We start from the raw sequence: 25,270 nt of genomic DNA, 5'->3' as shown, positions 1-25,270 counted from the left end.
GCAAGCGGCCGTGGGCTAGGCCTGGGAGGGCGCAATGTCCAAGTCAGTGCTCGACATGTCGGTGTCGCTCGACGGTTACATCTCCGATCCGGACGACTTTCTGGGTGGGGAGGACGGCGAGCGGCTGCATAGATGGGCCGCGGAGGAGTCCGCGGTGGTCAAGCGGTTCGAGGACGAGTGGAAGGGCGCGGGGGCGGTGCTGTCGGGGCGGCGGACGGCGGAGCTCATGGATCACTGGGGCGGGGATCACGGCGGGCTGCCGATCTTCGTGCCCAGCCACCGGCCGCCGGGGCCCGCCGCCCGGTGGGGGTATCCGCTGGTGACGTACGTGAACGACGGGATCGAGAGCGCGATGGCGCAGGCCAAGGCCGCCGCCGGGGAACGGGACGTGCAGGTGCGCGGCGCGTACACCGGGCAGCGGGCGATCGAGGCCGGGGTACTGGACGAGGTGCAGGTCCATGTGGTGCCGGTGCTGCTGGGCAAGGGCCACCGGTTGTTCGACATCCTGCCCGCCGAGGTCGAGCTGGAGATCGTCGAGGTGATCGATACGCCGGGCGCCACGCATGTGCGTTACCGCGTTCGCTAGCCGGAACGCCCGAGGTGGTCCCGGACCTTCTTCAGGCGGCTTCAGGCGGCTTCAGGCGGGGATATGGGCCTGGACTCTGAAGCCGCCGTCTGGGTTGGGGGCGGCGGTCAGCGTGCCGCCCAGGGCCTGGGCCCGTTCCTGCATGCCGCGGATGCCGTTGCCCGGGGTCGGGACCGAGGAGGATTCGCCGTCGTCGTCGATGTGGAGCTGCACGGTCTTGGGCGTGTAGACGACGCGGATCACGACGGCGGTGGCTCCCGCGTGCTTGGTCACGTTGGTCAGGGCCTCTTGGACGATCCGGTACGCGGCGAGATCGGCTTCGGGCGGGAGCGGACGGGGGTCTCCCTGGATCTCGGTGCTGACCGTGGGGCCGCCGGCGGCCCGGGTACGTTCGGTGAGTTCGGGCAGGCCCTTGAGACCGGGCGCGGGGGCCACGGGGGCCCGTTCGTCCACCTGCCTGAGGACGCCCAGGGTCGCGCGCAGCTCGCGAAGGGTTTCCTTGGAGGTGTCCTTGATGGCCACCAGCGCGGTCTCGGCCTGAGAGGGCTCCTTGTGGAGGCCGTGGAGGGCCGCGTTCGCCTGAACGTTGATGAGCGAGATGTTGTGCCCTAGAACATCGTGCAACTCGCGGGCGATGCGCAGGCGTTCCTCGGTGGCGCGGCGGCGGGCCTCTTCTTCGCGGGTTCGTTCGGCGGCGAGGGCCCTTTGCTCCATGGCGCCCAGGTAGGCGCGTCTGTTGTTGACGACAGCGCCGATCGCCACGACCGCCACGAACCAGCCGATGATCAGGTAGAGGCCGGCGTCCCGCAGGTGGTCGACGCCGCTGGTCACCTCGCCGTACAGCATGATCATCAGGGCGACGACGCTGAGGCCGGCGGCCACCCAGAGGCGGCCCTCGGCGGCGGCGGTGTAGAGCGAGACGACGAACGTGAGCAGCAAGGGCCCGTCGGGCTCGGCGAGCGGGTAGTAGACGCAGCACGCCGCGACGGTGATGAGCGCCACCAGGGCGGGATGCCTGCGCCGCCAGTAGAGCGCCCCGCAGGCGATCACGATGAGCACCCAGCCGAGACCGGGGACGGCGCCGCGGGACTTGACCTCTTCGCCGGCGAGCGTGAACAGGGAGATCACGACGAAGAGACCCGCCGCCAGGGCGGCGTCGGCGGCCTGACCACGGAGCGGCCAGGGCAGCCACTCACTCCACGTCGACCGCATCCCCTCATCCTGCCAGATCTTGCGATCCTGCAATGAAATGTAGTACATCTACTATCAATGGAAGTAGAGGTAGGAGAGAGTGTTGTGACCTTCATACGGGACGTCCGCTGATGTCCACCGACAAGGAGAACGTCTACAACCGGATCCCGATGCTCCGCGCGGAACGGGGGGTCTCGCGGCGTGACCTTGCGACGGCACTCGGCGTTCACTACCAGACCATCGGCTACCTGGAGCGCGGTGAATACAGCCCGAGCCTGCACCTGGCGCTTCGCATCGCGGAGTACTTCGAAGTGCCGGTCGAGGTCGTCTTCTCCCTGAATCCCTTCCCCCGCCTAGGGAGCACCTCGTGACTGTGATGAGAGAGAGCACCATGTCCAAGCGCAGCAAGAAGGACGAGCGTCTGCGGAAGCTGATGGAGCAGGACGTGCCCGCCCGCTACGACTCACGCACGGGGCGGCGGCGCCTGGTGGCGCTGGGCGTGGGATGCCTGGGCCTGTTCTGGGCGGCCGCGGTCGTCTGCTGGCTGCTCGCCCCCAGCAACACGGCGATGATCTCCACGTTCGTGCTGTGCGGCATCGGGCTCGCCCTCGGGGCCTGGGTCTTCGGAACGCTGATCCTGGTGAGCGGGGTGTCCGGGCGGATCCCGGAGCACCTCCTGGACGAGCGGCAGTTGCAGCAGCGCTACCGGGCGCACGCCGATGCCCACCGCGCGTCGTTGCTGCTGGTCTTCGCCACCTGCTTCGTGGTCCTGGCCCTGATGGGAGACGACGACCACGTCTCCGCGGCGGCCGTCGTGGTGACCTTCTTCTCCCTGCTGGCCAGCATCGCCGCCCTGCCGTACCTCATCGCCACCTGGAAGATGGCCGACCCGCCTGCCGTCGACGAGGAGGGCTAAGGCGAGGCGGCCACCCGGCGGGCCGCCGTGAGGGCGACCTGCTGGGCGTCGGCCACGGTCCTTGCCTGAGTGACGTAGCGAACGGTGATCTGGATGTTGTCCTGGCGGGCGAGGACGGTGGCTATGCGCAGGCGGCCGTCCTCGGAGGCCACGCAGGCTTCGTCGCCGATGCCGGTCGGACGGCTCACCGGGCCGAGGCCGGCGAGCGCGGTGCAGCCCCGGCGCATGCCGTCGATGGCGTGTTCCTCAGGGCCGAACCGCTCCAGGTGGATGTTCATCTCCGCGAAGCCCGCGCCGCGCGAACCGTTGGTGCTGCACCGGGCGCTGGTGGCGCCGCCGCTGCCGATGGCGTTCGAGGCGTCGGTCACCAGCGCCGCGATGTCGGCCGTACGGCACGGATCGTGCAGCTCGGTGCGGCCGAACGGCAGGAGCCCGGTCACGAACCCCAGGATGATCGTCACCGTGCCCACGACCACGCCGCCGAAGAGGCCGTAGACGCCGGGCTTGAGCGCCTCTTGCAGGTCGATCGGGTCGGCTTGCGGCCAACCGGGTCGCGTAGGCAAGGGCGAAGGCTTGTCGTCCTCGGGCACGGTCATGCGGCGGCCGCCAAAGCCTGGGCCAGGCGCTGAAGTTGCGGTTCACGGCCCGTCGTCGGGCGAACGGCGATGACCGTCACCACCGTCTTGTCGTGGAGGGCCTTGACCACGTACGCCGGGTCCCGCAGGTAGTTGCCCGCGCAGGCGGCCACGCCGGGGACGATGACCGTCGTGAGCGTGCAGCCGTACTCGGGCGACTTCACGTCCAGGTCGTAGGCCTTGCGGGCGTTCTCCACGGCGGGATGGGTGACCTTGGGGCCGCGGTTCTTTCCCTGCCTCTTGTAACCGGTGGTCTCGCCGTGCCGGACGACGGTCAGCGACAGGCGGTACTGGTAGTCGTTCCCCATCTCGAACGTGCAGTCGCTGCGGGACTCGCCCTCGGCGCCCGGTTCGGTCAGTCCCAGGGACTCCGACTCCACGGTGGCATGCGGCAGCACCTGGTCGAGCCGAGCCTGGTCGACCAGGTCGCACGCGGACCGTACGACCGGGACGGGCTCGTCGTCATCGTCGGCCTGCGAGAAGCCCGACCAGACGACGCCACCGCCGAGCAGGGCCCCGATGACGGCCATGCCCAGCGCGATGTAGACCTTCGTCCGCCGCCGCATGATCGACGCATTATGCCCGAGTCCGGCAGGCGCGGATCGGGTCCAGCCCGCCGTTGGCCTGCCCTGGCCGCGCCCCTCTGAGCAGCGGCCAGGCAGCGGTCTGGCGGCGGTCTGGCGGCGGGTTAGCGGAGGTCGCCGTTGGTCATGCCGTGCGGGGCGGGCGGGAGGGCGATGAGGCCCATCTCGGCCTGGCTGGCGAGCATCCGGTTGCGGGGCACGACGCGCACGTTGTAGCCGAACGAGCCGCTGCGGCCGAGCGGCACGTCGCCCACGTAGCGCAGGCGGCCGTCCTCGAAGCGTTCGGCGCCGTCCAGGTCGACGTACGACGGCTCGATCAGCACGTCGCTGTCGTCCACGCGCCCGTACGCCACCTCCACGGCGACGTCGTCGGGGTCCAGTCCGCCCAGGTCGACCACCACGCGGACGGTCAGGCGGGCTCCCACGTGCGGGCTCTCCTCGCCGGACGACTCGACATGCTCGACGGCCACCGACGGCCACGCCTTCAGGACGCGCTGCTTCCACGCGGCCAGAGACCGTGCGCCCGCATGCCCGTCCCCGCTCATCGCACGCGCGGACGCAGCGGCCGGGGCGTAGTACCCCTGCACGTAGTCGTGCAGCATGCGAGGCGCCAGAACCTTCGGCCCGAGCGTGGCGATGGTGTGCTTCACCATCTCCAGCCAGTGGCGCGGCAGGTCCGATCCGTTCCGGTCATAGAACGTCACCGACACATGGTCCTCGATCAGTTCGTACAAGGCCGCGGCTTCCAGGGCATCGCGCCGCTCAGGGGCGGAAAGGCCGTCCGCCGAGGGGATGGCCCATCCGTTCTGGCCGTCGTACCACTCGTCCCACCAGCCGTCGCGGATCGAGAGGTTGAGCCCGCCGTTCAGGGCCGACTTCATGCCGGAGGTGCCGCACGCCTCCAGCGGCCTGAGCGGGTTGTTCATCCAGACGTCGCAGCCCTGCACGAGCGACTGCCCGAGCGCCATGTCGTAGTCGGGCAGGAACACGATCCGGTGCCGTACGTCCTCCGCGTCGGCGAACCGCACGATCTCCTGGATGAGCCGCTTTCCACCTTCGTCGGCAGGGTGCGCCTTGCCCGCGATGACGATCTGCACGGGACGCGTGGGGTGCAGCAGCAGTTCCTTGAGCCGGTCCGGGTCCTGCATCATCAGCGTCAGCCGCTTGTAGGACGGAACGCGGCGCGCGAACCCGATCGTCAGGACCTCCGGGTCCAGCGCGTCGTCGATCCACGAGATCTCGGCGGCGCTCGCGCCGCGCTGCCGCCACGACTCGCGCAGCCGGCGCCGGGCCTCGCGCACGAGCCGGCCGCGCAGCACGCCCCGTACGCGCCACATCTCGCCCTCGGGGACCTTGCGCACGTCGGCCCAGCCCTGCCCGGTCTCGACGAGCGCGGGGACCTCGCGTTCGGCCAGCTCGAGCACCTCGCGCGCCACCCACGTGCCGGGGTGGACGCCGTTGGTGACGAAGCCGATCGGGACGTCGCCGGTGTCGAAGCCGCCCCACAGCCCGCCGAACATCTCCCGGCTGACCTCGCCGTGCAGCTCGCTGACGCCGTTCACGCGCTGGGCGAGCCGCATGCCCATCACGGCCATGTTGAACACGGTCCGGTCGCCGTCGGGGTAGTCCTCGGCGCCGAGCGCCAGGACGCGGTCCACCGGGACGTCGCGCTCCTCGTTCACCCCGCCGAAGTACTTGGAGATCAGCTCGCGCGGGAAGCGGTCGATGCCCGCCGGAACGGGCGTGTGCGTGGTGAAGACCGTCCCGGCCCGCACCGACTCCAGCGACTCGTCGAACGACAGGCCCTGCTCGGAGACCAGCTCGCGGATGCGTTCCAGTCCGAGGAAGCCCGCGTGGCCCTCGTTGGTGTGGAACACCTCGGGTGCCGGGTGGCCGCTGATCCTGCAGTACGCGCGGATCGCCCGCACACCGCCGATGCCGAGCAGCATCTCCTGGAGCAGCCGGTGGTCGCCGCCGCCCCCGTACAGGCGGTCGGTGATGTCGCGGGCGGCCGGGTCGTTGTCCTCGACGTCGGAGTCGAGCAGCAGCTGCGGCACCCGCCCCACCTGCGCCAGCCACACCTGGGCGTGCAGGTCGCGGCCCTGCGGCAGCCCGATCGTGACGCGCACGGGGGTACCGTCCGGCTCGCGCAGCAGCGTCAGCGGCAGCCCGTTGGGGTCGAACGTGGGGTAGCGCTCAAGCTGCCAGCCGTCGGGCGACAGCGACTGGGAAAAGTAGCCGTGCCGGTAGAGAAGCCCGACGCCGATGATGGGGACGCCCAGGTCACTGGCGGTCTTCAGATGGTCGCCGGCCAGGATGCCGAGGCCGCCTGAGTACTGCGGCAGCGCGGCGGTGATCCCGTACTCGGGCGAGAAGTAGGCGATCGACGCGGGGCGGGCGGCGGCGTCCAGGCCCTGGTACCAGCGCGGCGAGCCGAGATATTCGTGCAGGTCCTCGATGGCGTCCTGGAGGCGTCGCAGGAACCGCCGGTCCTGGGAGAGTTGCGCGAGTCGTTCGGGCGAGACCTCGCCGAGCAGCCGGACCGGGTCGTGCCGGACCAGGTCCCAGAGCTCGGGGTCGACGGAGCGGAACACGTCGAGGGTCTCGTGGTGCCACGACCAGCGCAGGTTGAGGACGAGCTCCTCAAGCCCGCGCAGCGGGGCCGGAAGGACGGTGCGTACGGTGAATCGCCTGATTGCCTTCACGTACGGCCACGGTAGGCGCATCCCTTCCGCGACGCGACCGACGCCACAAGATCGTCACTCTAGGGATCGGTGCGGAGCGATGCGCGCAACGCGGTGAGGGCCGCCGCGGCCAGGGCCCCCGCGGCGACGCCGAACGAGTTGTACACCCAGTCGCCGGGGTCGCACTCGCGCCCCGGATCCAGGGTCTGCAGGAACTCCACGACCACGAACCCCGCCGCGATCACCACCGGCGCCGCGACCGCCCGCCGCGTCGCCAGCACCCCGAAGAACCCGCAGGGAATCCACAGCGCGACGTTCATCACGTCCTCAAGCCCGCGCTCCCCGAACGTCCGCACCGACCAGTCCATGCGCCCGATCGGGTCGGCGAGGCACTGGTCCAGCCGCGCCCCCACACCCGGCTCCACCGTCATGGGCAACGTCATCGACAGCACCAGCGCGCCCCACACCAGCAACGCCAAGGTCGGCAGCGCCGCCCACCCCGTACGCCGCACCAAGGGCCGCCACGCGAGCACTCCTATCCCAGCCAAGACGACCCATAGCGTCAGCGCGCGTATCGCCTCGAACGGCACGTGTTGCGGCACCCCGCGTACCTCCCCCGTCCCCTAGAACGACGAACCGCCGGACCGCGGAGTTCGGCGGCCCGGCGGCCGAAGCCGGACGCGGGAGAGGCGCAGGAGGGACAGAAGACCATAGCGCCCAAATGGCGCGACGGACAGCATCTGCGGAGTAGCACAAAGTTAGCCATGGCTACATGACGATAAGCGGCCGAACGCGGGCATGGACGAATTTGTACATCGCTAGCGGGTAGGGGATGGCGCATGCGAGTCGAGTCCGCAATGTCCGGCACGACCCAGATGACCGACCCGGAGGCCGGATCGAAGCCCGGAACGGAGCCCGATCCGGCGGACCGGGAGGCCGACCGGGAGGCGACCGGGCCGAAGCCGGAGCCGGGCCCCGAGCCCAGGATCGGCCGCATCCCCATCCTGGACGTTCAGCCGCAGGTCGGAGGCGGAAACTGGCCCGCCAAGGCGGTGATCGGCGAGACGTTCACCGTGAGCGCCACGGTCATCCGCGAGGGGCACGAGATGCTCGGCTGCGCGGCGGTTCTGCGGACTCCGGACGGTGAGCTGTTCCCGCTCGCGCACATGACCGAGATCAACCCGCCCAGCGACCGTTACGCGACCGAGGTCACGCCGACGTCCGAGGGCATGTGGCACTACCGCGTCGAGGCGTGGGGCGACCCGATCGCGCATTGGCGGCACGACGCCGAGATCAAGGTTCCGCGCGGCCAGGACGTCGAGCTGATGCTCACCGAGGGCTCGCTCCTGTTCGCCCGCGCCGCCGAGTCGGTGCCCGCCAAGGACCGGCCCCGGCTCGTACGGCTCGCCAGGACGCTCGCCGACGCGACGCTCTCCCCGATCGAACGGCTCGAAGCCGCCGGCCACCCCGACGTGATCGAGCTGCTGCACCGCCACCCGCTCCGCGAGCTGATCACCGACTCCGAGTGGCTGCCGCTGGCGGTGCACCGCGAGCGCGCGCTGGTCGGGTCGTGGTACGAGTTCTTCCCGCGTTCCGAGGGCGCCTCGTACGACCCGATGGGCCGCCGCGGACCGCAGAGCGGCACGTTCCGCACCGCGATCAACAGGCTCCCGGCCGTCGCCGACATGGGCTTCGACGTCGTCTATCTCCCGCCGATCCACCCGATCGGCACCACGTTCCGCAAGGGCGCCAACAACACCCTCGACGCGGGCCCGTACGACCCCGGCTCGCCGTGGGCGATCGGCTCGCCGGACGGCGGCCACGACGCGATCCACCCCGACCTCGGCTCGCTGGAGGACTTCAAGGCGTTCGTCTCGGCCGCCGGCGACCTCGGCATGGAGGTCGCGCTCGACCTGGCGCTCCAGTGCTCGCCCGACCACCCGTGGGTCACCGAGCATCCCGAGTGGTTCACCGAACGGGCCGACGGCACGATCGCCTACGCCGAGAACCCGCCGAAGAAGTACCAGGACATCTACCCGCTGAACTTCGACAACGACCCCGAGGGCATCTACCGCGAGGTGCTGCGGATCGTCCGGCACTGGATGGACCACGGCGTACGGATCTTCCGCGTCGACAACCCGCACACCAAGCCCGTGCGGTTCTGGGAACGGCTCCTCGCCGAGGTCGCGAGCACCGACCCCGACGTGCTGTTCCTGGCCGAGGCGTTCACCCGGCCCGCGATGATGCACACGCTCGGCAAGATCGGGTTCCACCAGTCCTACACGTACTTCACCTGGAAGAACGCCCAGTGGGAGCTGGAGGAGTACTTCGAGGAGCTCGCCGGGGACGCGGCGGCCTACATGCGGCCGAACGCCTTCGTGAACACCCCCGACATCCTGAACGAGTACCTCGTGCACGGCGGCCGCCACGCGTTCGAGATCCGCGCGATCCTGGCCGCGCTGCTGTCGCCCACCTGGGGGGTCTACTCCGGGTACGAGCTGATCGAGAACGTCCCCGTACGCCCCGGCAGTGAGGAGTACCGCGACTCAGAGAAGTACCAGTACCGTCCGCGCGACTGGGAGGGGGCCGAACGGGAGGGCGCGACGATCGCCCCGCTCATCACCCGCCTGAACCACTACCGGCGGGCCCATCCCGCCCTGCGCAGGCTGCGCAACCTGAAGTTCCACCCCGTCGACCAGCCCGAGTTCATCTGCTTCTCCAAGCGGCTGCTGGACGACGTGGTCATCGCTGTGGTCAATCTCAACCCTCATCAGACTCGTGAGGCGACCGTTCATCTGGACCTGTCCGCGCTCGGGCTCGAGCCCGGCGCCGAGTTCGCCGTGACCGACGAGCTGTCGGGCGACACCTTTCACTGGCGGCAGGAGAACTACGTGCGCCTCGACCCTCACGACCAGCCGGCACACATACTCACGCTCCGGAGAAACGAGAGTTGAACCCACGCACCTCACCTTCCCCCGTATCCGGGACACCCGCCTCGACCGAAGCCCATCCCCCAGCCCAAGCCCCCACCCCCGAAGCCCCGGCTTCCGAAGCCCCCGCTCACGAAGCCCCCACACCTGAAGCCCCCACACCTGAAGCCCCCAACCCCGGAGTCCACATCCCGCCTCAAGCCGATCTCCCGCCCCAAGCCCCCACACCTGAAGCCTCCAGCCCGGACGGTCGCCCGCCCGAGAACGCGGCCCCGCCCGGGGCGCTGCCCGACGCGGAGCCGATCCCCGAGATCCCGCCGGAGGGCAACATCGGCGCGGCCGAGCCCGTCCCCGACGCGTTCGCGCCCGAGACGCCGCGCGATCCGCACTGGTACAAGACCGCGGTCTTCTACGAGGTGGCGGTCCGCGGGTTCCACGACTCCGACGGCGACGGCACGGGTGACCTGCGCGGCCTCATCCAGCGGCTGGACCACCTCCAGTGGCTCGGCATCGACTGCCTGTGGCTGCTGCCGCTCTACCAGTCGCCCCTGCGCGACGGCGGGTACGACATCGCCGACTACACCAAGATCCTTCCGGAGTTCGGCGAGCTCGGCGACTTCGTCGAGCTGATCGAGGAGGCGCACGCGCGCGGCATCCGGGTGATCGCGGACCTGGTCATGAACCACACCTCGGACCAGCACGCCTGGTTCCAGGCCTCGCGCTCGGATCCGGACGGCCCGTTCGGGGACTTCTACGTTTGGAACGAGACAGACGACAAGTACTCGGGCGCCCGCATCATCTTCGTCGACACCGAGACCTCCAACTGGACCTACGACCCGGTGCGCGGGCAGTACTACTGGCACCGGTTCTTCTCGCACCAGCCGGACCTGAACTACGACAACCCGAACGTCCAGGACGCGATGCTGGAGGTGCTCCGCTTCTGGCTGGACCTCGGCATCGACGGTTTCCGGCTGGACGCGGTCCCCTATCTCTACGAGCGCGAGGGGACCAACTGCGAGAACCTCCCGGAGACGCACGCCTACCTGAAGCGCGTCCGCGCCGAGATCGACCGGCTCTACCCCGACCGGGTCATGCTGGCCGAGGCCAACCAGTGGCCGGCCGACGTGGTCGAGTACTTCGGCGACCCGGGCGTGGGCGGCGACGAGTGCCACATGGCGTTCCACTTCCCGGTGATGCCGCGCATCTTCATGGCCGTACGCCGCGAGCAGCGCTACCCGATCTCGGAGATCATGGCGCAGACGCCGAAGATCCCCGAGAACTGCCAGTGGGGCATCTTCCTGCGCAACCACGACGAGCTCACGCTCGAGATGGTCGAGGACGAAGAGCGCGACTACATGTACGCCGAGTACGCCAAGGATCCCCGGATGAAGGCCAACATCGGGATCCGCCGCCGCCTCGCGCCGCTGCTGGACAACGACCGCAACCAGCTGGAGCTGTTCACCGCGCTGCTGATGTCCCTGCCCGGCTCGCCCGTCCTCTACTACGGCGACGAGATCGGGATGGGCGACAACATCTGGCTGGGCGACCGCGACGCCGTCCGCACGCCCATGCAGTGGACGCCGGACCGCAACGCCGGCTTCTCCAAGTGCGACCCGGCGCGCCTCTACCTGCCGGTCATCCAGGACGCCATCTACGGCTACCAGGCGGTGAACGTCGAGGCGCAGCAGAACAACCCCGGCTCGCTGCTGCACTGGACCCGCAAGATGATCGAGATCCGCCAGCGCCACCCGGTGTTCGGCGTCGGCGCGTACGTGGAGCTGTCGGCGTCCAACCCGAGCGTCCTGGCGTTCGTACGGGAGATCAACGGCGGCGAGGCCAACCAGTGGGGCGGCATGGACACCGTCCTGTGCGTCAACAACCTGTCCCGCTTCCCCCAGCCCGTGGAGCTGGACCTGCGGCGTTTCCAGGGATCCACCCCGATCGAGTGCATGGGCGGCGTGCGCTTCCCTGCGATCGGTGAGCTTCCCTATCTGCTGACGCTGCCCGGCCACGGCTTCTACTGGTTCCTGCTCCCTCCTGCCAATGGAGATGAGGTGACCTAGCCCGTGCTGCCCCCAGAGCCCGTACTGACCGGGCTGCTGGCCGGCTGGCTGCCCCGGCAACGGTGGTTCGCAGGTAAGGACCGTGAGATCTCGGGGGTCTCCGTCGTTACCGCGACCGAGTTGCGGCCTGCCCTCCATCATCTGGTCCTGGCCGTCGAACAGGGGCCCGTCGTCGACCACTATCAGCTCGTCATCGGTTCCAGCCGGGACATCCCCGAACGGCTGCGGCCGGGAGAGATAGGCCTCGTCCCCGGCAGCGTCCTCTACGACGCGGCGCACGACCCCGAGGCGAACGCCCTTCTGCTGTCCCGCATGGCGGATGAGACCCACATAGGTTCTCTGCGCTTCCGGCACACGCCCGGTGTGGCCATAGACACCGGGCTCGACAGTGCCCTGATCGCCGGCGAGCAGAGCAACACCTCTGTCATCTTCGCCGACTCCTACATCTGCAAGCTGTTCCGCCGCCTGTCCCCCGGAGTCAATCCCGACCTAGAGGTCAACCTGGCCTTGAGCGGCTCCGAGCACACTCCGGCCGTCATCGGCTGGATGGAGACCGACTCCGGCGACACCCTGGCCCTTCTCTCCGAATACCTCCGGACGGGCACCGACGGCTGGAAACTGGCCGTCACCAGTGCCCGCGACTGGCTCTGCGACGTCGGTTCCGATCCCGCCACCGCCGGTGGCGACTTCGCGGCCGAGTCCGAACGCCTGGGGGCCGCGACCGCCGCCGTCCACCGCGATCTGGCGGAGGCGTTCGGCGTCACCACCCAGCCGAGGGCCGACCTTCTGACGATGGTCGAACGCATGCGCGCGCAGCTGTCGGAGGTCTGCAACGAGGTCCCCGACCTGCGCCCGCAGGCCGAGGCCATCGCGTCGGCCTTCGACGACCTGGCGGCGATGCCGTCTCCCCTGACCGTTCAACGTGTCCATGGCGACTATCACCTGGGCCAGGTCATGCGGACCGACACGGGCTGGGTGCTGCTGGACTTCGAAGGGGAACCGGCCCGTACCCCCACCGAACGCAAGGACCTGGCCCACCCGCTGCGCGACGTGGCGGGCATGCTCCGTTCCTTCGAGTACGCGGCCCGCTTCATGGAGGCCGAGAACGGCCTGGAGTCTCGCGCGTACGCGTGGGCCGCCCGCAACCGGGACGCGTTCTGCAAGGGCTACGCATCGGCGGGAGGCCCGGACCCTGCCGAGCACGCCTCACTCATCCGCGCCTTCGAGTTCGACAAGGCCGTCTACGAGGTCCGCTACGAAGCCCGCAACCGTCCCTCCTGGTTGCACGTTCCCCTGCGTTCCCTCTCCCACCTGGCCGCCTAGGGGCCATGCCCTCGACTACATAACAGAATAGCAATATTGATCTTAGACAAGATAACTCGTCAGCCATGAGGATCTGGAGGTGAATCGAGAACGGATTGAGGAGGACGCCTCATGGTCACCGGATGGGTGATGCGGGCCCTCGTCAGCGCGCACGCGGTCGCGATCTTCGGGCAGCCCGTGTTCGCCGGGGTCTATCTGAGCGGTGACTACGACGCCCTGCGCTGGCACGCGGCCGGCGCCAACGTGGTCACCTCGATCGGCTACGTGCAGCTGATCGCGGCGATCGTGGTCTGGGTCCGGCTGCGTCAGGCCTGGCCGTTCGCCGCCACGTTCGCGCTGGTGGTGGCCGAGACGGTGCAGTACTTCGCCGGGATGGACGGGGCGCTCTGGCTGCACCTGCCCCTGGGCGTGCTGACGATCGTCGCGCTCGCCGTGCTGTTCATCGCCGTGTGGCGCCGGCCGATCCGGCGGGCGCCGGTCCGGCGGGCCTCCCGGCGGGAGAACGCCCATGTCTGAGACGCGTGTATCTGAGACGCGTGTGTCTGAGACGCGTGGCATCGGGCGACGGCAGGTCCTGGGCATCGGCGGAGCGCTCGGGCTGCTGGGCACCACCGGGCTGATCACCGCGGCGGGCCTGGCACGCCGACCGGCCTCCACCGGCGACCAGTTGCGCAGCGGCGTCCCGCTGCCGCCCGCCTTCCAGGTGCCGTTGCCGCTCCCCTCCGTACTGAAGCCGGTCAGCACCAAGGGCGGCGTCGACCGCTACGAGATCACCCAGCGCGAGGCGAGCCTGGAGATCCTGCCGGGAGTCTCGACGCCGATGTGGACCTACGGTGGAACGTTCCCGGGCCCGACGATCGAGGCGCGCCGCGGCCGTCCGGTCGTCGTGACGCACCACAACGAGCTGCCCGTGCCGACGGTCGTCCACCTGCACGGCGGCCGGACCCCGGCCGCCTCCGACGGCTACCCGACCGACCTCGTCCTGCCGAAGGACTGGCAGGACCCCGCCGCCCAGCCGTCGCACGGGATGAGCGGCATGCACGGGATGGGCGGGATGCAGGACCCTAAGGCCGTGGTGACGCGGCTGACCAGGGAGTACACGTTCCCGATGGATCAGCGGCCGACGCTGCTCTGGTACCACGACCACCGGATGGACTTCACCGCCCCGGCGATCTGGCGCGGCCTCGCCGGGCTGCACATCGTCCGCGACGACGCCGAGGATTCGCTGGGCCTGCCCTCCGGTCCCCGCGAACTGCCGCTGATGATCGCGGACCGCGCGTTCGACGACCACGGCGGCCTGCGCTACCCCTCGCTCGACCCGGGCCTGCGCGAGCAGCCGGGCGTCCGCGAGGCTTATCTCGCGGGGGTCTTCGGCGACGTGATCCTGGTGAACGGCGCGCCCTGGCCCGTGCACGAGGTCGACGCGGCCCGCCACCGGCTGCGCGTCCTGAACGCCTCGAACGCCCGCCACTACGACCTCGAAGCGGTCACCGACGACGGCCGCCGCCTCCCGCTCGTCCAGGTCGGCGCCGACCAAGGCCTCCTCGCGTCGCCCGTCACGCTCCGGTCCCTGCCGATCGGCCCGGCCGAACGCTACGACGTGGTCGTCGACTTCACCGGCGTCCCGATCGGCGGCCGCGTCAGGATCCTCAACCGGCTGGGCGAAGGGCGCACCCGCGACGTGATGGCCTTCCGGGTCGCGCGCAAGGCCGCCGACCCCAGCCGCGTCCCGCGCGTCCTCGCCCATGACCTGCCTGCCTGGCGCCGGTCCGACGCCGTCCGGACGCGCGACTTCTCGTTCCGCGCCGGGCGGATGAACGGCGGCCACGGCTGGCTGATCAACGGGCTGCCCTTCGACCCGGCCCGCTCCGACGTCACGACCCGGCTCGGCGACGTCGAGGTGTGGCGGCTGATCGCGGACGTCCATCACCCCGTCCACCTGCACATGGTCGGGTTCAACGTCCTGTCGCGCGGCGGCGCGAAGCCGCTCGCCCACGACGCGGGCCTCAAGGACACCGTCTCGCTCCGCCCGGGCGAGTCAGCGGAGATCATCACCCGCTTCGACGGCTACCGCGGCCGCTACCTCTTCCACTGCCACAACGCCGAGCACGAGGACATGGGAATGATGGCCAACCTCGACGTCATCTGACCCCGGGATCGGGCGTTCAGCGACGCCGGAACAGCCCGCGCCGCTTGCCCGGCGCCGAGTCCTGAGCGACCTCCGGCTCCGCTACGGGCTCGGGGTCCGCCTCGGCGTCCTCAGGCGCACCCGAGCCCAGCAGGTTGGCGATCGCCTGCAGGAAGTCCTCCGGCTCCGTCGTCATGCCCGTCAGGTGGAGGCGGTGCCCCTCCTCCACCCACTCGCCGAGGATCGCGCCCGGCTCGTTGGTGATCGGGTCGGTCGCGTACTCCAGCGTGAAGAAGCGGCAGGCGTCCGCGCCCGAAGGCTGGATCATCGCGGCGAAGTACGCCTCGGCCGCGGCGGTCGGCTCGGGGAGGCTGACCAGCATGAGGCGGTCGTCGTTCAGTTCGAGCAGGTTGCCGAGCAGCCCGTCCGCGGGCAGGCGTTCATCGGCCGGAAGGTCCTCGCCGACGTCGCGCCAGGTCTTCTCCAGCATCCCGGTGAGGTCGCCCGCCGGGGTGCTCGCCAGCAGCGTCGGCCCGTAGTCCTGCGACACCTGGCGCAGCACGGTGTGAACGAAGTGGTAGTGGTGGCGGCGCCGCTTGACCGGATCGTGCACCGGCTCGGGGATCTCGCCGATCATCTCGTGGAACGACTCGGGGAAGTCGAAGGTGAGCGACTGCCCGTCCAGCGCGGTGAGCCGCTCCATCGCGCCGTCCCGCCACCAGTACACGTGCGGCGACAGCCGGGCCTCGTTGGCGCTGAACAGCCCGACGGTGTCCTCGGCCATCGCGGCGAGCGCGTTCAGCACGGTCCCACCGGTGATCGGGTGCAGCAGCACGTGGAACTTGGTCGGCAGCGTGACCAGCAGCCCGTCGCCGGGGATCGGTCCACCGGTCAGCCGGGGCGCCAGGTCGTCCAGCACCAGCACGCGCCCCGCGGTGAACGCGGTCTCCCCGGACAGCACGTGGTAGCTGCCGCCCTCGTCGGCGTGCACGACCTCGTGCCGTTCGATCGGCAGGGCGCGCAGGTTGCGGTGCGCGAGCTCGCGCTGTTCCTCGGGCGTGCCGAGGGACTCCAGCGCCTCCTCGTCCAGTCCGGCGTCGCCGCTCACCGCGATCACCTCGTGCAGGCCGGGCGCGATCTCCGGAACGGTCTCCGGCGGGTCGTGCAGCTCCTCCGCCGAAAGCACCATTCCGAACAATCTTCCGCGCAGCCCCTCTTCCGCCATGCGGGGATTCTCGCAGAAATACCACCGTTCACCGTACGTAACGACCTATCGGGACGTTTCAGGCGTTTCATGCCATGACGGGCCGTGGTGGGGGGTGTCCACATGCGGCCATGATCAACGGCCTGTTTGTGCCGTTTGTGGGCCTATGACCGGCACATCGGCGCGTGACGGACCCCTTACCAGCCGGAGCGGTACGAGGTGCGTAGGCGACTCTGCGCAACTTACGGGAGTCCTACGCAGAGTCCTCCAAACATGATGGGCGGACCCGCCATCTAACGGGTCAGGACAACGACGAGCCACGGGGATTTCCGATGCAGACTCCAGACTCAGTGCGCGCCACGGGGGGCGGGCCTGGTCGCGGCCACCGGGTGGCCTCACGCCACCACTCGCGACTGCTCTCCCCCTCTCCTCACGCGCGGCGGTGGCCGACCGTCACCGCGGTCGTCCCGACGCTGAACGAGGCCGACAACCTCCGATGGCTCATGCCGCGGCTGGCGGCGGTGGACGAGATCGTGATCGTCGATGGCGAGTCCACCGACGGGACGGTCGAGTACGTGCTCTCGGTGCGCCCGGACGCTCGGATCATCATCGAGCCGCCGACGGGCAAGGGCAGCGCCATGCGGACGGGGATGGCCGCGGCGACGTCCGAGATGATCGTCATGCTGGACGCCGACGGGAGCATGGACCCGGCCGAGTTCGACTCGTTCCTCGCGCTGCTGTGCCGCGGCTTCGACTTCGTCAAGGGGACTCGTTACGGCTGCGGGGGCGGCTCGGACGACCTCACGGGCCTGCGGCGCCTGGGCAACTCGGCGCTCACCGGCCTCGCCAACAAGCTCTACCGGCAGAACTGGTCCGACCTCTGCTACGGCTACGTGGCGATGCGCCGCGACGCGGTCGAGCGGCTCCGGCTGGAGTCGACCGGCTTCGAGATCGAGACCGAGATGTGCGTGAACGCCGTCCGGGCGGGCCTGCGCATCGCCGAGGTCGCCAGCCACGAGACCGAGCGCCGCCACGGCGAGTCCAACCTCAACACCTGGCGGGACGGCTTCCGCGTCCTGCGCACCATGGTGCGCCTCCGCTTCAAGGGGCGGCTCACGCCCCCGGCCGACCAGCCGATGTGCGAGACCACCGTTCCGCTGAGCTGGCAGGCCGCCGCGTTCAGCCGCACCGGGACCGAGTAATGAAGACGACCGTCGTCCGGCCTCTCGATCTTGGAGAGGCCGAGGTCAAGCGATGGCGTGACCTCCAGCTCAGCGACCGGGATCTGATGAACCCGTTCCTCGCGCCGGAGTTCACGCTCGGGGTCGGGACGTTCCGGGACGACGTCCGGGTGGCCGTCATCGAGGACGGGCCGGACGTCGTCGCGTTCTTCCCCTACGAACGGGCCGCGCTCGGCGTGGCCCACCCGGTCGGCTTCGGCCTGACCGACCTGCAGGGCATCGTGGCACCGCCGGACCTGGCGCTGGACGCCAAGCTGCTGCTGCGCTCGTGCAAGCTGAACGTCTGGGACTTCGACCACCTGATCGCCGCGCAGCGCACGTTCGAACCGTTCCACAAGGTGCGCCGCGTCGAGCCGGTCATGGACCTCAGCGAGGGGTTCGCGGCGTTCGAGGCGGAGATGAAGAAAGCCGCGCCGAAGAGCCACAAGACCATCCGCTACAAGGAGCGCAAGCTCGGGCGGGACGTCGGCGAGCTGCGCTACGTCTTCTCCTGCGACGACCCCGCCGAGCTGCGCCGGCTGATGGACCTCAAGTCCGAGCAGTACACCCGCACCGGCCGCACCGACCGGTTCGCCAAGCCGTGGATCGTCGAGCTGCTCAAGCACTTCCACGAGACCGGCTTCGGCGTCCTGAGCGTGCTGTACGCGGGGGACGAAATGGTGTCCGCGCACTTCGGGCTGCGTAACGCCAACGTGATGGCGGGCTGGTTCCCGGCGTACGACACGCGTTTCGGCAAGTACTCCACCGGCATGATCGGCCACCTCAGGCTGGCCGAGGGATGCGCGGACAACGGCATCACCGAGATAGCGATGGGCCGTGGCGGCAAGGAGTTCAAGGAGGGCTTCAAGGGCCGCGAGATCGCCATCGCCGAAGGCCGGGTCTCCCGGCCCACCCTCGGCGCCGGGCTGCACTGGGCGCGGACGACGCCGCTCAACAAGGCCCGCGGCGCCGTCCTGGACAACCCCGCGCTCTACAAACGCGCGGACCGGGTGCTCAAGACGTACGCCCGGCTGAGGGGACGTACGAAGTGACCAGCGACAGCACGACCACCGACCCGACCTTTTCCGTCGTCATCTGCGCCTACACCGACCAGCGCTGGGACGACGTGCACGCGGCGGTCGAGTCCGTGCGCGCCCAGACCCATCCGGCCGCCGAGATCATCCTGGTCGTCGACCACAACCCGGCGCTGCACGCGCGCCTCGCCCAGTCCCTCGCCGGGATCACCGGCCTGAACGTCGTGGAGAACCAGGAGGACCGCGGGCTGTCGGGCGGCAAGAACACCGGCGTCTCGATCGCCACCGGCGACGTCGTCGCGTTCCTGGACGACGACGCGGTGGCGGCGCCCGGCTGGCTGGAGGCGATGGCGGGCCACTACGACGACCCGAAGGTCGCCGGGGTGGGCGGCCTGACGCTGCCGATGTGGCCCGGCTCGACGCCGTCCGCCGCGCTGATCCACGCGCCCGTTCCGGAGACGACCGGGACGCGGCCGGGCTGGTTCCCCGAGGAGTTCGACTGGACGGTCGGGTGCACCTACCGCGGCATGAAGCCCGGCCCGATCCGCAACCTGATGGGCGGCAACGCCTCGTTCCGGCGCGAGATGTTCCCGATCGCCGGCGGCTTCGACTCGGGCATCGGGCGCGGGTTCCACAAGCGGCCCCTCGGCTGCGAGGAGACCGAGTTCTGCATCCGGCTGCGGCAGCGCAGCCCCGAGTCCGAGCTGCTGTACGACGACAACGCGGTCATCTGGCACCGGGTGCCCAAGGAGCGCGCGCGCTTCTCCTACTTCCGCGAGCGCTGCTACGCCGAGGGCCTGTCCAAGGCCCTGGTCACGGCGAGCGTCGGAAGCCAGGACGGACTGGCCAGCGAGCGCAACCACGCGCTGAAGACGATCCCGCGCGGCGCCGCCAAGGGCGTCGGCGACGCGTTCCGCGGTGACGCCGGCGGCCTCGGCCGCGCGGCCGCGCTGACCGTCGGGCTCGCCTGGACGGCCTGGGGCTACGGCATCGGCAAGGCCTCCGCCCGCCGCCAGACCCGGCGGACCCGCCCGGCCTCCCAGGGCCCCGGCAGCCCGGCCTCCGAGACCCCCGGGGCCTCCGAGACCCCCGGCACCACGGCTTCCCAGGACACTGGAACCACGGCGGCCAAGGGCGGCCCGGGCGGCGAAGGAGTCGCCTGATGCACGGCGTACCCGTTCTGATGTACCACTCTGTCCGCGACCGGCCGCCGGCCGACACGGCGGCGCTCGCGGTGAGCCCCGGCGCGTTCGCCGACCAGATGGCGCTGCTCGCCGACCACGGCTTCACGCCCGTCGCCTTCTCCGCGCTGTACGGGGACGACCTGCCGGCCAAGCCGATCGTCATCACCTTCGACGACGGCTACGCCGACTTCCATTACAACGCGCTGCCGGTGCTGGACGAGCACGGCTTCACCGCGACGGTGTTCGTGACGACCGGCTGGCTCGCCGACGCGGGCGCGGACGCCGCGGGGCGAGCGCTGGACGCGATGCTCTCCTGGGCGCAGGTGCGCGAGGCCGCCGAGCACCGGATCGAGATCGGCGGCCACAGCCACAGCCATCCGCAGCTCGACCAGCTCCCCGACCGCGCGCTCGCGAACGAGCTGACCCGCAACAAGGGTCTCCTGGAGGACAGGCTTGCCGCACCGGTCACCACCATGGCCTATCCGTACGGCTACTCCAGTGCGCGGGTCCGGCGTGCCGTCGGCGACGCCGGGTACGAATCCGCCTGCGCGGTGGCCAACCGGCTCACTTTGAGCGAGGACCCCGACGTGCTGACGATCCCCCGGCTGACCGTCGGCGCGTCCACGACGCTGGACGCCTTCGGCCGGGTCGTCGAGGGCAGGGACGTCACCCGGGTCTTCCTCAAGGACCGCGCGCTCACCAAGGGGTACGCCGTCGTCAGGCGCACCAGGTACGCAGTGCGGAAGGCGGCCCTCCGTGTCTGATGGCCAGGTCCTGGCGCCGCAGCCGCCCGAGGCACCGGGCTGGCTGCGCCGCGAACTGTCGAACCCGCTCTTCCGCAACGCCTACGCGCTGGTCGCCAACGGCGGCCTGACCGGGCTGCTCGGCCTCGCCTACTGGGCGCTCGGCGCCAAGTTCTACGCACCCGACGACGTCGGCCGCAACTGGGCCGTGATCCAGGCGATCATGTTCGTCGGCAGCGTCACGATGCTCAACTTCCTGCTGATCCGCTTCATCCCGCAGACCGCGCGCAACACCCGTTCGCTGGTGCTGGTCTGCTACGGGACCGGCGCGGCCGCCGCGGCGGCGCTGGCGACGGTTTTCCTGCTGACGCTGCACATCTGGGGCCCCTCGTTCCAGCACCTGCACAACTGGCGGTCGGCGATCTGGTTCCTGGTCATGGCGGTCGCCTGGAACCTGTGGAACCAGCAGGAGGGCGTGTTCACCGGGCTCCGCCACGCGGGCTGGGTTCCGGTGGTCAACACGATCTTCGGCGCGGCCAAGCTGGTCCTGCTGGTCGCGCTGGCGGCCTCGTTCCCCAGCGACGGCGTGACGCTGTCGTGGTTCATCCCGGTGCTGGTCGCGCTGCTGCCGGTCAGCTACTTCATCTTCCGCAAGATGATCCCGCAGCACAGCCGGGAGAACGCCGGGCGCGGTCCCCGGCCGACCCACCGCGAGATCGCGCGGTACGTGGGCGGCGCCTACATCGGCGGCGCGTTCCAGTACGCCTCCATCAGCCTGGTCCCGGTCGTCGTCGCCGCGCACCTGGACGAGACCACCAACGCCTACTTCCAGATGGCCTGGGCGCTCGGCATGATGCTCGACCTGCTCGCGCTCACGCTGTCGATGTCGCTCACCGTCGAGGGCTCGTTCGACAAGGCCAGGCTCGCCGAGTCCACCCGGCAGGCGCTGAAGCGCACGCTGATGCTGATGACGCCGATCGTGGTCGTCACGATCGTGGCCGCGCCGTTCGCGCTGGAGTTCTTCGGCCACGACTACTCCTCGGTCGGCGCGCCGCTGCTGCAGATCCTGGCGCTGGCCGTGCTGCCCAAGGCGTTCATCGAGCTCTACATCGGCGTGCTGCGCGTGGAGAACCGCACCCGCCTCATCGCGATCATCCAGGCGATCCGCTTCCTCAGCGTCCTCGGCCTGATCCTGGCGCTGTTCGACGGCGACCACCTGGCCACCATCGGACTGATCATCGTGGGCGTGAACGTGGTGGTGGCCGCGGCCATCATGCCCGGTCTGCTGCGCGCGACCCGGGCGAAGCCTTCCCTCACCACCGAGGGGCGGGTTATCTCTTGATGGTGACGGTACGTCAGGCCCCCGAACCCAGGAGGAGCGCCGTCCAAGGAGGGGACGCCGAGGCCGCCAGGCCGCCGGCGCCACCGACCCCGCGACGGGTCCTCATCGCGCTCTACGCGACGCTGACCCTGGGCGTGCTGCTGTTCTGGATCCCGCTGCGGAGCGTCGACCTCGACGCGATGAACGGCTACGGCCTGATCGGCGTGCTGCCGATCGCGACGCTGCTCGGCGCCGGGCTGATGGTCCTCACGTTCATGGCCACGCTGGCGCTGCAGCGCCCGAACCGGCTGCTGCTGACGCTCCAGATCGTCCTGATGGTCCTCGCGCTGCACGCGGTGACGCTGGCGCTGGAGCCGTACGCTCGGTTCCCGACGGCGTGGCAGACCGCGGGCTTCATCGAGTACATCACCCGCAACCACACCGTGAGCTGGGACCTGGACGCGCGGTTCTCCACGCCGGGGTTCTTCGCGTTCATCGCGTTCGTCATGAAGGCGATCGGCCAGAACAACATCGAGCCGCTGCTGCGCTGGGCGCCGGCCGTCACCAACCTGCTCTACCTGATCCCCTACGTCCTGATCCTGCGGGTGCTGCGCTGCACGTGGCGGGCCAAGTGGTTCGCGGCGTGGCTGTTCATCGCCGCCAACTGGGTCGGGCAGGACTACCTGTCGCCGCAGGCGTTCGCCTACCTGCTCTACATGTTCTTCGTCGCGATCCTGGTCAACTGGTTCCGGTATCACGACGAGACGACGCAGCGCGCCGGGCGCCGCCGCACCGCCGAGACGCGCGAGCAGCGCAAGGGCCCGTTCTGGGGGGTCTACAACTGGCTGTTCGGGCCCAAGGACCCCGGCGAGCTGCCCGCGCCCAAGGTCAGCGTGCGCGACCAGTCGATCCTGCTGATCCTGCTGTTCGCGCTGATCCTGGTCGGCACGGCCGCGCACCAGCTCACCCCGTTCCTGATGACCGCGTCGGCGGCGGGCCTGGTGATCGTGCGGCGGTGCAGCCTGCGCGGGCTGCCGTTCATCGCGGGCGTGGTGTACGCGGCGTGGATCAGCTTCATGACCGTCGGCTACTGGTCCAGCCGTAAGGGCGAGCTGTTCGGCGGCCTGGGGAACGTCTTCGCCAACGTCTCGCAGAGCACCGGCGGCCGGATCGGCAACACCGCGAACTCCACGGCGACCGTGCAGGAGCTGCGGATCGTCATCGCGGTCGCGGTGATGGGCCTCGCCTTCGCCGGGCTGCTGCGGCGCCGCTCGCGCGGCATCGACGACCGGGTCGCGCTGGTGCTGGTCGTGGTGCCGTTCTCCTCGTTCGGGCTCCAGAACTACGGCGGCGAGCTGGCGCTGCGGATCTACTTCTTCATGCTGCCCGCGGCCTGCCTGCTGATCGCCTACCTGTTCTTCCCGGCGCCGTTCGACGCGCCGCGCGTGCGGGATCCGAAGGTGCGGCTGTGGCTGGGCAGGCTGCGCACCGGCTCGCGGCGGCACGTGCCCGCCGTGGCGGCCGCCGCGGTCTTCGCGCTGCTGCTCACCGGCGGGTTCCTGACCGTGCGGTACGGCAACGAGAAGTTCGAGCAGGTGCGCAAGAGCGACGTGCGCGCGTTCGACGTGATGCTCGACGACTACAAGGGCGCGATCGGGGTGGTGTGGCTCAGCGCCGAGAACCCCGACCTGGTCGGCGGCACGCCCGTGATGCCCTGGTCGTACCGCAGCTGGGAGCGGTTCACCTACACGCCCGTGATCGCCAACCGCGGCAACCCGGCCGACACCTCGCAGATCGTCCAGCGGCTCAAGGAGCAGGGGCCGGGCGGCTTCTTCGTGACCACCCGCAGCCATGAGGACTACCAGGTGCTGTCCGGCGGTCTCGCCCCCGACTTCGCGACGAAGATGCGCGCGGCGCTGGCGGCGAACCCGCAGATCAAGGTGGTGTTCGCCGACCGCGACGCGGCCGTCTACCGGCTGAAGAACCCGCCCTCGGAACCGGTCGCCCAGGTGCCGCCCAAGGCCGGTCTCGGCCTGCGCAACTCGCCGTGGACGCCCGCCGGGCTCATCTACCTGCCGGTCCTGCTCGGCGTGCTGCTGGCCCGCGAGCTGCGCCGCCTGCGCCTGCCGCCGAACGACCTGCGCCGGCTGAGACCGCTCACCGTCCTGGCGATCCCGCTCCTGGTCAGCGTGGTCGCGGTGATCCTCGAACGATTCGTGGTGATCTCGTGACGATCGTGCTGGCGCTGCTGCTGTTCGCCGTCCCGGGCGCGGCGTTCTGGAGCCTCATGCGCGGCCTGGACCCGGTCGGCCGCCTGGTCGTCGCCGTCGCCGCGGCCATCGTGGTGGTCGCGGGCACGGCCCAGATCATGCTGATGGCCGGCGCCTGGTCCCCCGGCACCGGCCTGACGGTCGTCGTCGTCCTCAGCGCGCTGGTGGCGGCGCTGGCCCGCGTGCACAAGCGCAGGCAGCCGCCCCCGCCACCTCCGCCGCCACCCCCGCCCGCTGGCGTGACCCGCACCGACATCCGCCTCCCCCGCAGGGACGAGGACGAGGAAGACTGGCTCTACGAGCACTGACGGGCCGGGGTCAGGTGCCCGCGGAGGCCGGGGGGACGATCGGGTTCGCGGGCGGCTGCACGTTCACCGGCACGTCGTAGGTGAAGGTCATGTCACCGGAGGACTTCTCGCCGCCGCCGGTGAGGCGCAGCGGCAGCGGCTTGCCGTCGGCGGCGATGAGCAGCTTGCCGCCGGTGCCGTCGTCCAGCACGTAGGCCCGGCGCCCGTCGACCTGCGAGTCGGCCTCCCGCGTGACCGTGCCGTCCGGCTTCAGGACGTTGTCCGCCCAGCCCTGCGCCGTGAAGAAGTCGGCGAAGCTCTGCTTCAGCGAGTCCTGGCTGAGCACCCACCGGTCGCCGAACCGCGCGGCCATGCTGGGAGCGACCGTCTTCCAGATGTCGGTGCTCTTGACGTAGACCTTCTGGTCGATCTTGATGATGTCCATGCTGACCTGCTTGCCCTTGATGGGCACGGTGAGGTTGCCCTGCGCGTTGGTCCCGTCCATGGTCAGGTCGACCAGGATCGTCTCCTTGCCCTGGACCATGCCGCCGGAGATCTTGAGTGAACGCTCGGCGCGCAGTGCCGCACGGGCCTCCTGAAGGATCTGGTCCGCGGTCTTGTCATTGGCGGGCGAGGACGCGGCGGAGGTGGTCGCGGCGGGCGTCGCCGGGGCGCTCGGGGCCGAACTCCGCGCCGAGGTCTTCGTCTTGTCGTTGTCGTTGCAGGCCGCCATGGTCAGCGCCAGGGCAGCGGACAGGGCGATCGCTGATGCGTTGCGTGCGTACGGACGTCGGGTCATGCTGCTGCTCCTCGGCGAGGGTCATCGGGCGAACTCACCAGATGAGACGAGCGTGAGACCCGTCCGGCCCAGTGCTGGCCACGACAGGACGCGCGCGACAACCGGGCCCGCGACCTGGGCGTCCTACCTCGTCAGCCCCCTCACGCCCGTGGGGCGTCTCATGTCACG

At 70.2% G+C, this 25,270-nt stretch carries 22 protein-coding genes; 15 read left to right on the top strand and 7 right to left on the bottom strand.

Annotation, left to right across the window (positions count from 1 at the left end; all coding sequences use genetic code 11):
• Positions 1 to 34 precede the first annotated feature (34 nt).
• Entirely contained in the window at positions 35 to 586 is a 552-nt protein-coding gene (locus J4573_RS25785; RefSeq protein ID WP_208258395.1) for a dihydrofolate reductase family protein, read from the top strand.
• 51 nt (positions 587 to 637) lie between these two features.
• On the opposite strand, the gene J4573_RS25780 is transcribed toward J4573_RS25785, so the two are convergent.
• The gene (locus tag J4573_RS25780) at positions 638 to 1,798 is read right to left on the bottom strand and encodes a sensor histidine kinase (protein WP_243773535.1); all 1,161 of its coding nucleotides are present in this window, start codon (positions 1,796 to 1,798) and stop codon (positions 638 to 640) included.
• 110 nt (positions 1,799 to 1,908) lie between these two features.
• Here J4573_RS25780 and J4573_RS25775 point away from each other — a divergent pair, with 110 nt between their 5' ends.
• Positions 1,909 to 2,148, top strand: a complete 240-nt coding sequence (locus J4573_RS25775) for a helix-turn-helix transcriptional regulator (protein WP_208258394.1) — start codon at positions 1,909 to 1,911, stop codon at positions 2,146 to 2,148.
• On the top strand, positions 2,145 to 2,693 hold the full coding sequence (locus tag J4573_RS25770; protein WP_208258393.1) for a hypothetical protein: 549 nt from the start codon (positions 2,145 to 2,147) through the stop codon (positions 2,691 to 2,693). Before J4573_RS25775 ends, J4573_RS25770 begins: the two co-directional genes overlap by 4 nt.
• Here J4573_RS25770 and J4573_RS25765 read toward each other — a convergent pair.
• The 4 genes from J4573_RS25765 to J4573_RS56190 form a co-directional block, all read right to left on the bottom strand.
• Positions 2,690 to 3,256 (bottom strand): hypothetical protein, encoded by a 567-nt coding sequence (locus J4573_RS25765; RefSeq protein WP_208258392.1) that lies wholly within the window; start codon positions 3,254 to 3,256, stop codon positions 2,690 to 2,692. The two genes, J4573_RS25770 and J4573_RS25765, sit on opposite strands and share 4 nt — an antisense overlap.
• A gap of 29 nt (positions 3,257 to 3,285) precedes the next feature.
• On the bottom strand, positions 3,286 to 3,894 hold the full coding sequence (locus tag J4573_RS25760; RefSeq protein WP_208258391.1) for a hypothetical protein: 609 nt from the start codon (positions 3,892 to 3,894) through the stop codon (positions 3,286 to 3,288).
• 122 nt (positions 3,895 to 4,016) lie between these two features.
• Positions 4,017 to 6,617, bottom strand: coding sequence for an alpha-glucan family phosphorylase (gene glgP / locus J4573_RS25755; RefSeq protein ID WP_208258390.1), 2,601 nt, complete (start codon positions 6,615 to 6,617; stop codon positions 4,017 to 4,019).
• Positions 6,618 to 6,676: 59 nt separating this feature from the next.
• Complete coding sequence (locus tag J4573_RS56190) at positions 6,677 to 7,108, bottom strand: VanZ family protein (protein WP_208258389.1); 432 nt, start codon at positions 7,106 to 7,108, stop codon at positions 6,677 to 6,679.
• A 327-nt stretch (positions 7,109 to 7,435) separates the two neighbouring features.
• Between J4573_RS56190 and J4573_RS25745 the strand changes: the two genes are divergently transcribed.
• The 5 genes from J4573_RS25745 to J4573_RS25725 all read left to right on the top strand — a co-directional run bounded on the left by J4573_RS25745 (position 7,436) and on the right by J4573_RS25725 (position 15,061).
• Positions 7,436 to 9,550 carry an alpha-1,4-glucan--maltose-1-phosphate maltosyltransferase gene (locus J4573_RS25745; protein WP_243773533.1) on the top strand — a complete coding sequence of 705 codons (2,115 nt, stop codon included), beginning with the start codon at positions 7,436 to 7,438 and terminating at the stop codon, positions 9,548 to 9,550.
• 305 nt (positions 9,551 to 9,855) lie between these two features.
• Positions 9,856 to 11,589 (top strand): maltose alpha-D-glucosyltransferase, encoded by a 1,734-nt coding sequence (gene treS / locus J4573_RS25740; RefSeq protein WP_307796893.1) that lies wholly within the window; start codon positions 9,856 to 9,858, stop codon positions 11,587 to 11,589.
• A gap of 3 nt (positions 11,590 to 11,592) precedes the next feature.
• Positions 11,593 to 12,912, top strand: a complete 1,320-nt coding sequence (locus J4573_RS25735) for a maltokinase N-terminal cap-like domain-containing protein (RefSeq protein ID WP_307796881.1) — start codon at positions 11,593 to 11,595, stop codon at positions 12,910 to 12,912.
• Positions 12,913 to 13,023: 111 nt separating this feature from the next.
• Positions 13,024 to 13,428: a hypothetical protein gene (locus tag J4573_RS25730; protein ID WP_208258388.1), complete on the top strand. Its 405-nt coding sequence runs from the start codon at positions 13,024 to 13,026 to the stop codon at positions 13,426 to 13,428.
• 22 nt (positions 13,429 to 13,450) lie between these two features.
• A complete protein-coding gene (locus J4573_RS25725; RefSeq protein ID WP_208258387.1) occupies positions 13,451 to 15,061 on the top strand; it encodes a multicopper oxidase family protein in 1,611 nt (536 codons plus the stop codon).
• A gap of 16 nt (positions 15,062 to 15,077) precedes the next feature.
• Here the strand turns inward: J4573_RS25725 and J4573_RS25720 are convergent, their stop codons facing one another.
• On the bottom strand, positions 15,078 to 16,229 hold the full coding sequence (locus tag J4573_RS25720; protein ID WP_208258386.1) for a DUF1444 domain-containing protein: 1,152 nt from the start codon (positions 16,227 to 16,229) through the stop codon (positions 15,078 to 15,080).
• Between the two features lie 347 nt (positions 16,230 to 16,576).
• On the opposite strand from J4573_RS25720, the gene J4573_RS25715 reads away from it, so the two are divergent.
• Genes J4573_RS25715 through J4573_RS25685 form a run of 7 tightly spaced genes read left to right on the top strand, consistent with a single transcriptional unit; the run spans position 16,577 to position 24,324 of the window.
• A complete protein-coding gene (locus J4573_RS25715) occupies positions 16,577 to 17,446 on the top strand; it encodes a glycosyltransferase family 2 protein (protein ID WP_208258385.1) in 870 nt (289 codons plus the stop codon).
• Entirely contained in the window at positions 17,446 to 18,516 is a 1,071-nt protein-coding gene (locus tag J4573_RS25710; protein ID WP_208258384.1) for a GNAT family N-acetyltransferase, read from the top strand. Before J4573_RS25715 ends, J4573_RS25710 begins: the two co-directional genes overlap by 1 nt.
• Entirely contained in the window at positions 18,513 to 19,661 is a 1,149-nt protein-coding gene (locus J4573_RS25705; protein ID WP_208258383.1) for a glycosyltransferase family 2 protein, read from the top strand. Before J4573_RS25710 ends, J4573_RS25705 begins: the two co-directional genes overlap by 4 nt.
• Positions 19,661 to 20,446, top strand: coding sequence for a polysaccharide deacetylase family protein (locus J4573_RS25700; protein ID WP_208258382.1), 786 nt, complete (start codon positions 19,661 to 19,663; stop codon positions 20,444 to 20,446). The genes J4573_RS25705 and J4573_RS25700 overlap by 1 nt, the downstream gene beginning before the upstream one ends.
• Positions 20,439 to 21,767: a lipopolysaccharide biosynthesis protein gene (locus J4573_RS56185; protein WP_208258381.1), complete on the top strand. Its 1,329-nt coding sequence runs from the start codon at positions 20,439 to 20,441 to the stop codon at positions 21,765 to 21,767. The genes J4573_RS25700 and J4573_RS56185 overlap by 8 nt, the downstream gene beginning before the upstream one ends.
• Positions 21,767 to 23,977, top strand: coding sequence for a hypothetical protein (locus J4573_RS55480; RefSeq protein WP_208258380.1), 2,211 nt, complete (start codon positions 21,767 to 21,769; stop codon positions 23,975 to 23,977). The genes J4573_RS56185 and J4573_RS55480 overlap by 1 nt, the downstream gene beginning before the upstream one ends.
• A complete protein-coding gene (locus J4573_RS25685) occupies positions 23,974 to 24,324 on the top strand; it encodes a hypothetical protein (protein ID WP_208258379.1) in 351 nt (116 codons plus the stop codon). Before J4573_RS55480 ends, J4573_RS25685 begins: the two co-directional genes overlap by 4 nt.
• Positions 24,325 to 24,334: 10 nt before the next feature.
• Here the strand turns inward: J4573_RS25685 and J4573_RS25680 are convergent, their stop codons facing one another.
• A complete protein-coding gene (locus J4573_RS25680; RefSeq protein WP_208258378.1) occupies positions 24,335 to 25,102 on the bottom strand; it encodes an LppX_LprAFG lipoprotein in 768 nt (255 codons plus the stop codon).
• Positions 25,103 to 25,270: the final 168 nt, after the last annotated feature.

Source organism: Actinomadura barringtoniae, from assembly GCF_017573505.1.
In the GTDB taxonomy this organism is placed as follows: domain Bacteria; phylum Actinomycetota; class Actinomycetes; order Streptosporangiales; family Streptosporangiaceae; genus Spirillospora; species Spirillospora barringtoniae.
This window is presented reverse-complemented; position numbering and strand designations above follow the sequence as displayed.